Source organism: Streptomyces sp. NPDC006372, from assembly GCF_040612515.1.
Lineage (GTDB): Bacteria > Actinomycetota > Actinomycetes > Streptomycetales > Streptomycetaceae > Streptomyces.
On record NZ_JBEXQJ010000004.1, the window covers coordinates 352,098 to 366,510 of the forward strand.

Annotated in this window: 9 protein-coding genes; all 9 read left to right on the forward strand. The window is 71.4% G+C overall.

The window, feature by feature from the left end; all coding sequences use genetic code 11:
- The first annotated feature begins 50 nt into the window (after positions 1-50).
- The 9 genes from bldG to ABZ016_RS11195 all read left to right on the forward strand — a co-directional run bounded on the left by bldG (position 51) and on the right by ABZ016_RS11195 (position 14,410).
- Positions 51-392, forward strand: coding sequence for an anti-sigma factor antagonist BldG (gene bldG / locus ABZ016_RS11155; protein WP_003991900.1), 342 nt, complete (start codon positions 51-53; stop codon positions 390-392).
- Positions 393-527: 135 nt separating this feature from the next.
- Positions 528-965 (forward strand): ATP-binding protein, encoded by a 438-nt coding sequence (locus ABZ016_RS11160; RefSeq protein ID WP_356916275.1) that lies wholly within the window; start codon positions 528-530, stop codon positions 963-965.
- A 273-nt stretch (positions 966-1,238) separates the two neighbouring features.
- A complete protein-coding gene (locus ABZ016_RS11165; protein ID WP_356916276.1) occupies positions 1,239-3,644 on the forward strand; it encodes a sodium-translocating pyrophosphatase in 2,406 nt (801 codons plus the stop codon).
- A 194-nt stretch (positions 3,645-3,838) separates the two neighbouring features.
- The gene (locus tag ABZ016_RS11170; RefSeq protein WP_356916277.1) at positions 3,839-4,423 is read left to right on the forward strand and encodes a small secreted protein; all 585 of its coding nucleotides are present in this window, start codon (positions 3,839-3,841) and stop codon (positions 4,421-4,423) included.
- A 312-nt stretch (positions 4,424-4,735) separates the two neighbouring features.
- Positions 4,736-6,274 (forward strand): class I SAM-dependent methyltransferase, encoded by a 1,539-nt coding sequence (locus ABZ016_RS11175; protein ID WP_356916278.1) that lies wholly within the window; start codon positions 4,736-4,738, stop codon positions 6,272-6,274.
- Between the two features lie 222 nt (positions 6,275-6,496).
- Positions 6,497-6,694: a hypothetical protein gene (locus ABZ016_RS11180; protein WP_356916279.1), complete on the forward strand. Its 198-nt coding sequence runs from the start codon at positions 6,497-6,499 to the stop codon at positions 6,692-6,694.
- A 245-nt stretch (positions 6,695-6,939) separates the two neighbouring features.
- The gene (topA, locus tag ABZ016_RS11185) at positions 6,940-9,792 is read left to right on the forward strand and encodes a type I DNA topoisomerase (RefSeq protein WP_356916280.1); all 2,853 of its coding nucleotides are present in this window, start codon (positions 6,940-6,942) and stop codon (positions 9,790-9,792) included.
- Positions 9,793-9,948: 156 nt separating this feature from the next.
- Positions 9,949-13,083 (forward strand): dTMP kinase, encoded by a 3,135-nt coding sequence (tmk, locus tag ABZ016_RS11190; RefSeq protein WP_356916281.1) that lies wholly within the window; start codon positions 9,949-9,951, stop codon positions 13,081-13,083.
- A gap of 121 nt (positions 13,084-13,204) precedes the next feature.
- Positions 13,205-14,410, forward strand: coding sequence for a DNA polymerase III subunit delta' (locus ABZ016_RS11195; RefSeq protein WP_356916282.1), 1,206 nt, complete (start codon positions 13,205-13,207; stop codon positions 14,408-14,410).
- Positions 14,411-14,413 lie beyond the last annotated feature (3 nt).

Sequence of the window (14,413 nt, forward strand, 5' to 3'; positions counted from 1 at the left end):
GCCGAGATGCCCCGAGGGCGACCGCTCGATAGCAAGGTGCTGGAGGATCCGTGGACCTGTCCCTGTCGACCGAAACCATGGGCGATCGCACGATCGTCAGGGTCGGTGGCGAAATCGACGTATATACCGCGCCCAAGCTGCGCGAGCAGTTGGTCGAGCTGGTGAACGACGGCAGTTTCCACCTTGTCGTCGACATGGAGGGCGTGGACTTCCTCGACTCCACCGGACTCGGCGTACTGGTCGGCGGCCTGAAGCGCGTGCGGGCCCATGAGGGCTCCCTGCGCCTGGTCTGCAACCAGGAGCGCATTCTGAAGATCTTCCGCATCACCGGCCTCACCAAGGTGTTCCCGATTCACACCTCGGTCGAGGAAGCGGTGGCGGCGACCGACTGACCACCGGACCCGGGCCCTCGCGCCCGGGTCGGCCGATGTGCGGCAAGAGTTCGGCAGAAGTGAAGACCGAGGGGGCCCGGGCTTTCGGCGGCCCGGAGCCCCTCGACAGCACGCCCGTAGTTGCGAGGGGGATGCATGGCCACCGTTGAGCTCCGCTTCAGCGCGCTGCCCGAGCACGTCAGGACCGCCCGGCTGGTGGCGGCAGCGGTGGCGCGCAGGGCCGGAGTGGACGAGGCCGTCCTCGACGAGGTCAGGCTCGCCGTCGGCGAGGCCTGCACCCGGGCCGTCGGACTGCATCAGACCGGCGGGATCTCGGCACCGGTGAAGGTGCTGCTGATCGAGGAGGAGAAGCAGTTCTCCATCGAGGTCGGCGACGAGGCGCCGCACGCGGTCCCGGGAGAGCGCGCCGACGGCGCCGGGCCCGGCGACCCCGACAGTGAAGCCGAGGAGGACGAGATGGGCCTCGCGGTCATCAGCGGGCTCGTCGACGACGTCGAGGTCAGTGCGGGAGAACACGGCGGTTCGATCAAGATGACCTGGCCGACCACACCGCCGCCGACCATCCTGGTCTGACCGGCCACCACCCACAGCGTTTCCGACGAAGGGCCCCACCCGTGGGGCCCTTCGTCATGTGCGGTTGTCGGTGCCCGCCTTTACAGTGGGTGCTGTGCTGTTCATCGCGTGAATTCGTTCACGATCATTCGTGTGCTCCACGGCCGATCGAGAATGCTTTCAGGGCATTACTTCAGCAGGCTAATTCCGTTTATCGCGCTCTGTTTTGATCAGGTTCCGGTACCTAGAATCCCGTCCACATCTTGAGCTCAGCCCAAGCGTCAAGGAGGACGAATGGCGGGGCTTTCCATCTCACAACAGTCGGGCCATCCCACAGACCTCGCAGCCGCCGTACTGACCGATGGCAACCGCGTACTCATCGCGGTCATCGCGGTCGTCGCCCTGGCGGCGCTCGTGGTCGCGGGCGTCCTGGTACGCCAGGTACTCGCGGCCGGCGAGGGCACCGACAGCATGAAGAAGATCGCGGCGGCGGTCCAGGAAGGCGCGAACGCCTATCTGGCACGTCAGCTGCGCACGCTCGGCGTATTCGCCGTGGTCGTCTTCTTCCTGCTCCTGCTGCTTCCCGCGGACGACTGGAATCAGCGGGCCGGACGTTCGGTGTTCTTCCTGATCGGAGCGGCGTTCTCGGCGGCCACGGGCTATATCGGCATGTGGCTCGCCGTACGCAGTAATGTGCGTGTCGCCGCGGCGGCGCGTGAAGCCACCCCGGCGGAAGGCGAGCCGGAAAAGGACCTGACCGCCGTCTCGCACAAAGCGATGAAGATCGCGTTTCGCACGGGCGGTGTGGTCGGCATGTTCACCGTGGGCCTCGGCCTGCTGGGTGCCTCCTGTGTGGTGCTGGTGTACGCGGCCGACGCGCCGAAGGTGCTCGAGGGCTTCGGCCTCGGAGCCGCGCTGATCGCGATGTTCATGCGTGTCGGCGGCGGCATCTTCACCAAGGCCGCCGACGTCGGCGCCGACCTGGTCGGCAAGGTCGAACAGGGCATTCCGGAGGACGATCCGCGCAATGCCGCGACCATCGCCGACAATGTGGGCGACAACGTCGGCGACTGCGCGGGCATGGCGGCCGACCTCTTCGAGTCCTACGCCGTGACCCTGGTCGCGGCGCTGATCCTGGGCTCGGCGGCCTTCGGCGACGCCGGGCTCGGCTTCCCGCTGCTCGTGCCGGCGATCGGTGTGATCACGGCGATGATCGGCATCTTCGCCGTGGCGCCCAGGTACACCGACCGCAGTGGCATGAGCGCCATCAACCGCGGGTTCTTCATCTCAGCGGCGATCTCGCTGGTGCTGGTGGCGGTGGCGGTCTTCGTCTACCTGCCGGGGAAGTACTCCGAGCTCGACGGTGTCACCGACGCCGCGATCCAGGGCAAGGACGGCGACCCGCGGATCCTCGCCCTCGTCGCGGTCGCCATCGGCATCGTGCTCGCCGCGTTGATCCAGCAACTGACCGGCTACTTCACCGAGACCACCCGACGGCCGGTCAGGGACATCGGCAAGACCTCGCTGACCGGTCCGGCCACCGTCGTCCTCGCCGGTATCTCCGTCGGCCTGGAATCCGCCGTCTACACCGCCCTGTTGATCGGCCTCGGCGTGTACGGGGCGTTCCTGCTCGGCGGTACGTCGATCATGCTGGCGCTGTTCGCGGTGGCACTGGCCGGCACCGGTCTGCTCACCACGGTCGGGGTGATCGTCGCGATGGACACCTTCGGGCCGGTCTCCGACAACGCGCAGGGCATCGCGGAGATGTCCGGCGACGTCCAGGGCGCGGGCGCGCAGGTGCTCACCAACCTGGACGCGGTCGGCAACACCACCAAGGCGATCACCAAGGGCATCGCGATCGCCACGGCCGTGCTCGCGGCGGCGGCGCTGTTCGGGTCGTACCGCGACGCGATCTTCACCGGCGCGCGGGACGTCGGCGAGAAGCTCAGCGGGGACGGTGCCCCGATGAGCCTGATGATGGACATCTCGCAGCCCAACAACCTCGTGGGCCTCGTCGCGGGCGCGGCGGTCGTCTTCCTCTTCTCGGGGCTGGCGATCAACGCCGTGTCGCGGTCCGCGGGTTCCGTGGTCTTCGAGGTGCGGCGGCAGTTCCGCGAGAAACCCGGGATCATGGACTACAGCGAGACCCCGGAGTACGGCAAGGTCGTCGACATCTGCACCAAGGACGCGTTGCGGGAGCTCGCCACGCCGGGTCTGCTCGCCGTGATGGCGCCCATCTTCATCGGGTTCACGCTCGGTGTCGGTCCGCTCGGCGCGTTCCTGGCGGGCGCGATCGGTGCGGGCACGCTGATGGCGGTGTTCCTGGCCAACTCCGGTGGCGCCTGGGACAACGCCAAGAAGCTCGTCGAGGACGGCCACCACGGAGGCAAGGGCAGTGAGGCCCACGCGGCGACCGTGATCGGCGACACCGTCGGCGACCCCTTCAAGGACACCGCCGGTCCCGCGATCAACCCGCTGCTGAAGGTCATGAACCTGGTGTCGCTGCTCATCGCGCCCGCGGTGATCAAGTTCTCCTACGGCGCCGACAAGAGCGTCGGGGTGCGGATCCTGATCGCGGCGCTCGCGTTCGTCGTGATCGCCGGCGCGGTGTACGTGTCAAAGCGGCGCGGAATCGCGATGGGTGACGAAGACAACGCCGAGTCGGAGCCCAAGTCGGCCGATCCGGCGGTGGTTTCGTAGGGAGGTCTCCGAGCCCCAGCTCAAGGTGCGGGCGGGCGGCGCGCGTTGGCGTGTCGCCCGCCCGCTCTGTGCCGTCACGCGATCAACACCGTGAGCCTTCTCTCGCTTGGTGCAAAAGGTTACGAAAAGGTCTTAATGGACTCCCGGCGTGGGGCTGTCGTGCATCTGGCGTGTATGTTCCGGGGCCGAGAGCCATGGAAGGGACCAAACCGGTGAACAAGAAGCTCGCGGCCGCACTGTCCGGCGGTGCGGTACTGGTACTGGCGCTGTCGGGGTGTGGCGGCGACGACAACGAGAAGCTGGACTCCTGGGCCAAGGAGGTCTGCGACGCGGTGCAGCCGCAGGCCAAGAAGATCGAGTCGGCCAATGCCTCGATCCAGAAGGAGACCTCGGACAACAGCAAGCCGGACGACGTCCAGAAGACCGACGCGAAGGCCTTCCAGGACATGTCCGACGCCTACAAGGCCATCGGGTCCGCGGTGACCAAGGCCGGGCCGCCGGACGTCGAGAACGGCGAGAAGAAGCAGCAGGACGCGGTCAAGGAACTCAACTCGATCTCCGCCGCGTACGCCTCCCTGAAGAAGCAGGTCGACGACCTCGACACCAAGGACCAGGGCAAGTTCGCCGACGGCCTCAAGGACATCGCCACCGAGCTCGACAAGCTGGGCAAGAGCGGGAACGACGCGCTCCGGACCCTGGAGGAGGGCGAGGTCGGCCAGGCGATGTCCCGCCAGTCCAGCTGCAAGGCGGCGACAGCTCCGGCCTCCACGCAGGGCTGAACGGGGGCGGCGGCCGCGCCGGCTCGGTGAAGGCCCGGCTGGTTTCGGCTGGTGCCGGCTGTGACTGCTGGGCTGTGGGGTTGCTGCTGTGGGTCGGGTTGCTGCCGTGAGCCGCAGGTAACTGCCGTGAGCCGCAGGCGCCTGTCTTGGGCCGAGGGCGGCCGCCGTGTGCCGAGTGCGGCCGCCGTGAGCCGGGAGTGGCCGCCGTGAGCCGCGAGTGGCGCTGTGAGTCGAGGTGGGCTGCTGGGCCCGGCAGGCAGGCGTGCACGCGACCGGGCACGGCCACGTGCGATACCCGCACCGGCGGCCACAATGGGGGGCGTGAGTAACGCCAGCCAGTCACCCCTGCCCCCGCTGCCCTCCTCCGACCGCCCCGAAGTCGCCGCCCGGCTGAGGGACGCCCTGCTCGGGGCCTCCTTCACCGCCGACGGACTGCTCGAACTGCTCGGCGCCCCCGCGTACGCGGCGCTGGCCCGGAGCGAGACCGTGCCCGCGCTCCGGGCGACCCGCGGGGACACTCCGCTGGAGCTGCTCGTCCGGCTGTTCCTCCTCCAGCAACCCGTGCCGCACGCACGCCTGGCGGACGTGCTGCCCGTCGACGCCTGCCTGGAGAGCGGCTGGCTGACGCGTGGCGGCGGGGACGATCTCGCCGCCACGGTCGACGTCCGGCCCTACGGCGGGCCCGACGGCGAGGACTGGTTCATCGTGTCCGACCTGGGCTGCGCGGTCGGCGGCGCCGGTGGGATCGGCCGACGGGACGAGGGAGTCGTCCTGGGAGTCGGCGGTGCCTCGACGACACTCGCCGGCATCACCGTCCGCAGGCCCGTCGCCGCCGCGCTCGACCTCGGCACCGGCTCCGGTGTCCAGGCGCTGCACGCCGCCCGGCACGCCACGCGCGTGACGGCCACCGACCTCAACCCGCGTGCGCTGCACATCACCGCCCTCACACTGGCGCTGTCCGGTGCCCCGGCCGCCGATCTGCGCGAGGGCTCCCTCTTCGATCCGGTCCGGGACGACGAGACGTACGACCTGATCGTCTCCAACCCGCCGTTCGTGATCTCGCCCGGTGCCCGGCTCACCTACCGCGACGGCGGCATGGGCGGGGACGATCTGTGCCGCACGCTCGTTCAGGAGGCGGGGGAGCGGCTGAACGAGGGCGGGTTCGCGCAGTTCCTCGCCAACTGGCAGCACGTGGAAGGGGAGGACTGGCAGGAGCGGCTCCGGTCATGGGTGCCGCGCGGCTGCGACGCCTGGATCGTGCAGCGCGAGGTGCAGGACATCAACCAGTACGCCGAGCTGTGGCTGCGCGACGCGGGTGACCACCGCGAGGACGCGGCGGAGTACCAGGCGCGGTACGACGCATGGCTCGACGAGTTCGAGGCGCGCAAGGTGAAGGCCGTCGGCTTCGGCTGGATCACCCTGCGCAGGACGGGCGCTGCCGTGCCCTCCGTCACGGTGGAGGAGTGGCCGCATCCGGTGGAGCAGCCGCTCGGCGACACCATCCGGGCCCACTTCGACCGGCTCGACTACCTGCGCGAGCACGACGACGCCGCCCTGCTCGCGGGACGCTTCCGGCTCGCCGCCGAGGTCGTGCAGGAGCAGGTCGGGCTGCCCGGCGCGGAGGACCCCGAGCATGTCGTGCTGCGCCAGAACCGGGGCATGCGCCGGGCCACCCGGGTGGACACCGTCGCCGCGGGCTTCGCGGGTGTGTGCGACGGCACCATGAGCGCCGGCGTCATCCTGGACGCCATCGCCCAGCTCGTCGGCGAGGACCCGGTCCTGCTGCGCGACCGCACACCGGCGCAGATCCGGCTTCTGGTCGAGCAGGGGTTCCTGGAGGCGGCCCGCTGAGGGGCTCATGAGGGGGCGGCCGGGGCGTCTCCGAGGAAGCTCGCCAACAAATTCGAGTCGATTTGAACACCTCGTCCAGAACGGTCCGTGAGGGGCCGGACGTCCCCGGTCCGCGATCGTGTCGCCCGGTCGTTCACCTCCGGTTCGCCTGCCCGCCGCCCGCACGTGGCAGCCTCCCGAAGCCGGGGAGACGCCCACGGCGGAAAAGGGGCACGGCGGGTCATGGAGAGCGAACCGGCGATCTTCGCAGGGACGGTGTTCTCCCTGTTCGGAGGCGGGCTGCTGGCGTGGACCGTGTCGTGCGTGCGCCGGCACCGGCCGGTCGCCGTGGGGGTCCGGCCCGTCGCTTCGGCGACCCTCGCGAGCGTCGCCGGAGTGCTCGCCCTGGCGGCCGCGACATGGTGCTTCACACGCCTCTGAAGCCCGCGTCGGCGACGTCCCGGCCGGTAACCGGGGGGTCGCGCTCCGCACAGGGCCGGGCCTGCTCCCGGTACTCCGGGCGGCAGGAATGGTGGTAGTCGGGTTACCGTTCGAGTGGCCGTTGCGGGCTTTTCCCGTTTGACACGGGGGCGGGCTGTACCGTCACACTCCGCAGCGTCACCACGACCCAGCCCCGGGACGAACCCCTGGGGAGGCCCCAGCGTCGACCGGAGAGAAGAGCGAAGTTGTCCCCGACCAGCGAGACCGCGAAGGGCGGCCGCCGACTCGTGATCGTCGAGTCGCCTGCCAAGGCGAAGACGATCAAGGGCTATCTCGGCCCCGGATACACCGTCGAGGCGAGCGTCGGGCACATCCGCGACCTTCCCAACGGCGCCGCCGAGGTGCCGGAGAAGTACACCGGCGAGGTACGCCGCCTCGGTGTGGACGTCGAACACGACTTCCAGCCGATCTATGTGGTGAACGCCGATAAGAAGGCCCAGGTCAAGAAGCTCAAGGACCTGCTGAAGGAATCCGACGAGCTCTTCCTCGCCACCGATGAGGACCGCGAGGGCGAGGCCATCGCCTGGCACCTCCAGGAGGTGCTCAAGCCCAAGGTCCCGGTCAAGCGGATGGTCTTCCACGAGATCACCGAGGCCGCGATCCAGGCCGCCGTGGCCAACCCGCGCCAGCTCAACCAGAAGCTCGTCGACGCCCAGGAGACCCGCCGCATCCTCGACCGCCTCTACGGCTACGAGGTCTCGCCGGTCCTGTGGAAGAAGGTCATGCCGCGGCTGTCCGCGGGCCGTGTCCAGTCGGTCGCCACACGTCTTGTCGTGGAGCGGGAACGCGAGCGCATCGCCTTTCGTTCGGCTGAGTACTGGGACCTGACGGGTACCTTCGCGACCGGCCGCGCGGGAGACCCGTCGGACCCGTCGTCGCTGGTCGCGCGCCTGCAGACCGTCGACGGCAGGCGGGTCGCGCAGGGGCGCGACTTCGACTCCCTGGGACAACTGAAGAGCGCGAACACCCTCCACCTCGACGAGGCGAACGCCCGTGCCCTGGCCGCCGCCCTGGAGCAGACGCGGTTCGCCGTCCGGTCCGTCGAGTCCAAGCCCTACCGCCGCTCGCCGTACGCCCCGTTCCGTACGACGACGCTGCAGCAGGAGGCCAGCCGCAAGCTCGGCTTCGGCGCGAAGGCCACGATGCAGATCGCGCAGAAGCTGTACGAGAACGGCTACATCACGTACATGCGTACGGACTCCACGACCCTGAGCGACACGGCGGTCGCCGCCGCCCGCGCCCAGGTCACGCAGCTGTACGGCGCCGACTACCTGCCGCCGCAGCCGAGGACGTACGCCGGGAAGGTCAAGAACGCGCAGGAGGCCCACGAGGCGATCCGCCCCTCGGGTGATCGTTTCCGCACTCCCGCCGAGACCGGACTGACCGGTGACCAGTTCAAGCTGTACGAGCTGATCTGGAAGCGGACCGTCGCCTCCCAGATGAAGGACGCGACCGGCAACAGCGTCACGGTGAAGATCGGCGGCACGGCGGCCGACGGCCGGGACGTCGAGTTCAGCGCGTCCGGCAAGACGATCACCTTCCACGGCTTCCTCAAGGCCTACGTCGAAGGCGCCGACGACCCGAACGCCGAGCTCGACGACCGCGAGCGCCGGCTGCCCCAGGTCTCCGAGGGCGACGCCCTGAGCGCCGAGGAGATCACGGTCGACGGGCACGCCACCAAGCCCCCGGCCCGCTACACCGAGGCCTCCCTGGTCAAGGAGCTGGAAGAGCGCGAGATCGGCCGCCCGTCGACGTACGCGTCGATCATCGGCACGATCCTCGACCGCGGCTACGTGTTCAAGAAGGGCACGGCCCTGGTGCCGTCCTTCCTGTCCTTCGCCGTGGTCAACCTCCTGGAGAAGCACTTCGGGCGGCTCGTCGACTACGACTTCACCGCCAAGATGGAGGACGACCTCGACCGCATCGCCCGCGGTGAGGCGCAGTCCGTGCCGTGGCTGAAGCGGTTCTACTTCGGCGAAACAGGGCCTGACAGCGGCTTCGCCGCGGGGGTCAGCAGCGCCGCGGCCGACGCCGGCAACGGCGACGGGGACCACCTCGGCGGCCTCAAGGAGCTGGTGACCGACCTGGGCGCGATCGACGCGCGTGAGGTGTCCTCGTTCCCGGTGGCCAACGACATCGTGCTGCGGGTCGGCCGCTACGGGCCGTACATCGAGCGCGGCGAGAAGGACACCGAGCAGCACCAGCGCGCCGACATCCCGGCCGACCTGGCGCCCGACGAGCTGACCGTCGACCTCGCGGAGGAACTGCTCGCCAAGCCGAGCGGCGACTACGAGCTGGGCACCGACCCCGCCACCGGCCACACCATCGTCGCCAAGGACGGCCGCTACGGCCCGTACGTGACGGAGGTCCTCCCCGAGGGCACCCCGAAGACGGGCAAGAACGCGGTCAAGCCGCGCACGGCGTCCCTCTTCAAGACCATGTCCCTGGACACGGTCACCCTCGACGACGCCCTGAAGCTGATGTCGCTGCCCCGTGTGGTCGGCGCCGACGCCGAGGGCCAGGAGATCACCGCGCAGAACGGCCGCTACGGCCCGTACCTGAAGAAGGGCACGGACTCGCGCTCCCTCCAGGCCGAGGAACAGCTCTTCACGATCACGCTGGAGGAGGCGCTGGCGATCTACGCCCAGCCCAAGCAGCGTGGCCGGGCCGCCGCCAAGCCGCCGCTGAAGGAGCTCGGCACCGACCCGGTGAGCGAGAAGCCGGTCGTCGTCAAGGACGGCCGCTTCGGGCCGTACGTCACCGACGGCGAGACCAACGCGACCCTGCGCTCCGGCGACAGCGTCGAGGAGATCACCCCGGAGCGCGGCTTCGAACTGCTCGCCGAGAAGCGGGCGAAGGGGCCGGCGAAGAAGACCGCGAAGAAGGCGGCCAAGAAGGCGCCCGCGAAGAAGACGACGGCCAAGAAGACCGCGGCGAAGAAGACCACCGCCGCGAAGAAGACGACCGCGAAGAAGACCACGACGGCGAAGAAGACGGCCGCCAAGACGGCGACCGCCTCGAAGTCGACGGAGGACTGAGGTCCGTTCAGAACCTGGTCGGAACCCGGGCCGCCAAGGCCCGGGTCTTCGCCCAGGGTTCGGAAAGCGAACGCCCCGGCAACACTTCGATGTCGGAGCGTGGACATGCCAGGCCGTGCTCCCCAGTGTGTCGGTGGCTCCCGATAGGCTGAATGCATGACGCGAGCCGAGCACCCTACGGCCCCTCAGCCGGCCCCCGACGACGCCCTGGTCGCGGACTCCCGCGAGCGTGCCGTCCGCGCCCTGCTGCGCCGTCCGCAGTTGAAGCGGTTGTGGAGCGCACAGCTCGTGGGCGGCGTGGGCGACACCCTGTCCCTTCTCGTGCTGGTCCTCCTCGCTCTCCAGGCGTCCGTCGCCGAGGGCTCCTTCGGGGGCGGCTACCGGGGCGTGGCATTCGCAGTGGCGACCGTTTTCGGAGTGCGCATCCTGGCGACGCTCCTCTTCGGCGCCGTGCTCCTCGGCCCGCTCACGGCGCTCACCTCGCAGGACGGCCCGCTCGACCGCCGCTGGACCATGGTCGGCGCGGACGGACTGCGCGCGGCGCTGCTGATCGTCGCGCCGCTGTGGATCGACTGGACGCCTGAGAACGCGCTGGCCGTCCTCCTCGTCACGGCCTTCGTCACCGGCGTCGCCGAGCGGTTCTGGACGGTGTGCCGCGAGAGCGCGGCCCCCGCCCTGCTGCCCGCTCCGCCGCCGGAGGGCGCGACGGTCCGGCCGCTGCCCGACCACATGGACGCCCTGCGCCGCCTGTCGCTGCGCACCGGCTTCGTCGCGATCCCGCTCGCGGCCGCCGTCCTCGTCATCGCCTCCCTGTTCAACAACCTCCTGGGCGCCGGCATCGACTGGTTCGGCCAGCACCAGGCGGCCCTCGCCTCGTACGTCGCCGCGGGACTGTTCGCCGCGTCCCTGTCCGTACTGACCTTCCTGGAACTGCCCGGCACGCGCACCCCGCGCGCCCGGTCGCCGCTCGAGGGACTGCGCCGCCCGAAGACCACCACCGGCGCCGAGAAGGGCCGCACCGGCGCGATGCCGCTGCTGGTGCTGGCGTGCGCGGCCGTCGCCGCGGCGGTGTCGGCCGCCGTCGCCGTGGCCGTGCTGCACGCCAAGGACCTGGGCGGTGGCCCGGTGCTGTACGGGCTGTTCGTGGGCGCGCTGACCGGCGGTGTCGTCATCGGCATCCGTACGGCGCCCGCCCTGCTGCCCGCCTTCTCGCGCCGCCGGCTGCTCGCGCTGACGATCGCCTTCACCGGCGTCGCGCTGCTGGCCGGCGGGCTCGTCCCGGACGTCACCACCGTGCTGCTGATCCTCGCGCTGGCCGGCGTCGGCGCGGGCACAGCCGCCAACATCGGGCACACCCTGCTCGACCAGGAGACCGAGGAGTACCGGCGGTCCCGTACGACCGAGCACCTGCACGCGGTCGTCCGGGTCAGCGTGGCGCTCGGCGCGGTGATCGCCCCGCTGGTCGCGGCGGGGATCGGGCCGCACCGGCTGGAGAGCGGCAAGTTCGTCTTCGCGCACGGCGGCGCGGCCTTCACGCTGATGCTGGCCGGCGCCCTGCTGCTGCCGGTGGCCGCACTGGTGCTGGCCAAGGTCGACGACCGTTCCGGCGTGCCGCTGCGCCAGGACCTGCGGGACGCGCTGCTGCGCGGCGACGACCCGGACCAGGCGCCCGCGAGCACCGGCTTCTTCATCGCCCTGGAGGGCGGCGACGGGGCCGGGAAGTCCACGCAGGCCGAGGCGCTCGCCGAGTGGATCCGCGGCAAGGGCCACGAGGTCGTGCTGACGCGCGAGCCGGGGGCCACACCGGTGGGCAAGCGACTGCGGTCGATCCTGCTGGACGTGTCGAGCGCGGGGCTGTCGCACCGCGCGGAGGCGCTGCTGTACGCGGCCGACCGGGCCGAGCACATCGACACCGTCGTACGGCCCGCCCTGGAGCGCGGCGCGGTCGTCATCTCCGACCGGTACATCGACTCGTCCGTCGCCTACCAGGGCGCGGGCCGTGACCTGTCGCCGACCGAGATCGCCCGCATCAACCGCTGGGCCACCAACGGGCTCGTGCCGCACCTGACCGTCCTGCTGGACGTCGCGCCGGAGACCGCGCGCGAACGGTTCACGGAGGCGCCGGACCGGCTGGAGTCGGAGCCCGCCGAGTTCCACGCGCGCGTCCGGGCCGGTTTCCTGACCCTGGCCGCGGCCGACGCCGGGCGGTACCTCGTGGTGGACGCCGGCCAGGAGCCCGAGGCCGTCACGACCGTCATCCGGCACCGGCTCGACCAGGTGCTGCCGCTCTCCGAGGCCGAGATCAAGGCCCAGGAAGAGGCGCGGAAGAAGGCCGAGGAGGAGGCCCGCCGCAAGGCCGAGGAAGAGGCCGCCCGCAAGGCCGAGGAGGAGCGCCTGGAGCGCGAGCGCCAGGAGCAGCTGGCGAAGCTGCGCGCCGAGGAGAAGGAGCGCAAGCGGCGCGAGCTGGAGGAGGCGCAGCGGCGCGAGGCCGAACGGCAGGCGGAGGAGGCCCGGCTGCGGGCCGAGGCCGAGGCGCTCCGCCTGGAGAAGCAGCGAAAGGCCGAGGACGCCCTGCTGCGGGCCGAGGAGGCGCGGCGTCTGGCGGAGGCGGCGGCCGCGGCGGCGGAGGCCGGGCCGAAGAGCACCACTCCGGAATCCGGTGCGCGGCGTTCGTCCCGCCCGTCGGCCACTCCGGACGCGGCGACCGTCCCGACACCGGTGGTGTCGCCGGAGGACGCCCCGGGCCGGTCCTCGGGCACCTCCGAGGCCGAGCGGACCGCCGAGCTGCCGAAGCCGCCGGTCCCGCCGGGTGCGGGGGAGGAGACGGCGGTTCTGCCGCCGGTCCGCCCTGACGCGGACGACGCGGGCGACGTGACCGATGCGGACGACAGGACCGAGGTGCTGCCCGCGTTTCCGCCCGGGGCGGCGGACGAGACGGCCGTGCTGCCTCCGGTCCGGCCGGGGGACGCCGAGGAAACGGCCGTCCTGCCGCCGGTGCGCGGGGGCGACGGCCGCGGGGACGAGGGCCGCGGTGACGAACCGGCGGACCGCTTCCCGCCCGGCTACTTCCGCGACGACGCCCCGGCCGCCCGCCCCGACGGGACCGAGGACCGGACGCGTGAGCTGCCCCAGGTGGACGCCGAGGGGAGGCCCCGCCGGCGGTCCGACTGGGCCGAGGAGACGCCGCTGGACGACCTGCCCTCCCTGGCGGACGAACTGCTCGGCCCGCACGAGGACGAGCCGGACGAGGGGCGTGGCCGCGGGGGCCGGGGCAGGGGCCGGGGCCGCTGAGGCCTCAGCGGCCCCGGCCCCCCGGCCACTGGCCCGATTGTCAGTGGTCGCCCCCACAATGGATCTCGCAGCGGCAGTGCGGTCCGCAAGACGCGGACCTGAGGAAAGGGCGGCGTGACCCATGACCGTGTGGGACGACCTCGTCGGGCAGGAGCGGGTGAGCGAGCAGCTGGACGCCGCCGCTCGGGACGCCGACGCCCTGGTCACCGCGGCCGCCGCCGACACCCCGCCGCCCGAGGCGTCGAAGATGACGCACGCGTGGCTGTTCACGGGCCCGCCCGGCGCCGGGCGGAACCAGGCGGCGCGGGCGTTCGCGGCGGCCCTGCAGTGCGTCAGCCCCGACCGGGCCCTCGGCGGGGCCCCGGGCTGCGGCTTCTGCGACGGCTGCCACACCGCCCTGGTCGGCACACACGCCGACGTCACCACCGTCGCCGCGGTCGGCACGCAGATCCTCGCCGACGACATGCGCGACACCGTCCGCAAGTCGTTCACCTCACCGGCGAACGGCCGCTGGCAGATCATCCTCGTCGAGGACGCCGAGCGGCTGAACGAGAAGTCGGCCAACGCCGTCCTCAAGGCCGTGGAGGAACCGGCCCCACGCACGGTCTGGCTGCTGTGCGCCCCCTCCATCGAGGACGTCCTGCCGACCATCCGCTCCCGCTGCCGCCACCTGAACCTGAGCACGCCGCGGGTCGACGCGGTCGCCGACATGCTCGTACGCCGTGAGGGCGTCGAGCCGGACGTCGCCGCCGCGGCGGCCCGCGCCACGCAGGGCCATGTCGACCGGGCACGCCGGCTGGCCACCGACCCGGCCGCGCGCGAGCGCCGCGCCGCCGTGCTGAGGCTGCCCCAGCGGGTCGGGGACATCGGCGGAGCGCTCAAGGCGGCCCAGGAGCTCGTCGACGCGGCCGCCGAGGACGCCAAGCAGCTCGCGGAGGAGACGGACGCCAAGGAGACCGAGGAGCTGAAGGCCGCCCTCGGCGCCGCCCAGGGCGGTCGCATGCCGCGCGGCACCGCAGGCGTGATGAAGGACCTGGAGGACAAGCAGAAGCGCCGCAGAACGCGCACGCAGCGCGACAGCCTCGACCTCGCCCTGACCGACCTCACCGCCTTCTACCGGGACGTCCTCGCCCTCCAGCTCGGCTCACGCGTGGCCATCGCCAACGCGGACGCCGAGGACGCCCTGGAGCGACTCGCCCGCGACAGCTCCCCGGAGGCCACCCTCCGCCGCATCGAGGCGATCGCCGCCTGCCGCGACGCCCTCGACCGCAATGTGGCACCGCTGCTGGCGGTGGAGGCGATGACCATGGCCCTCAGAGCGGGCTGAGGC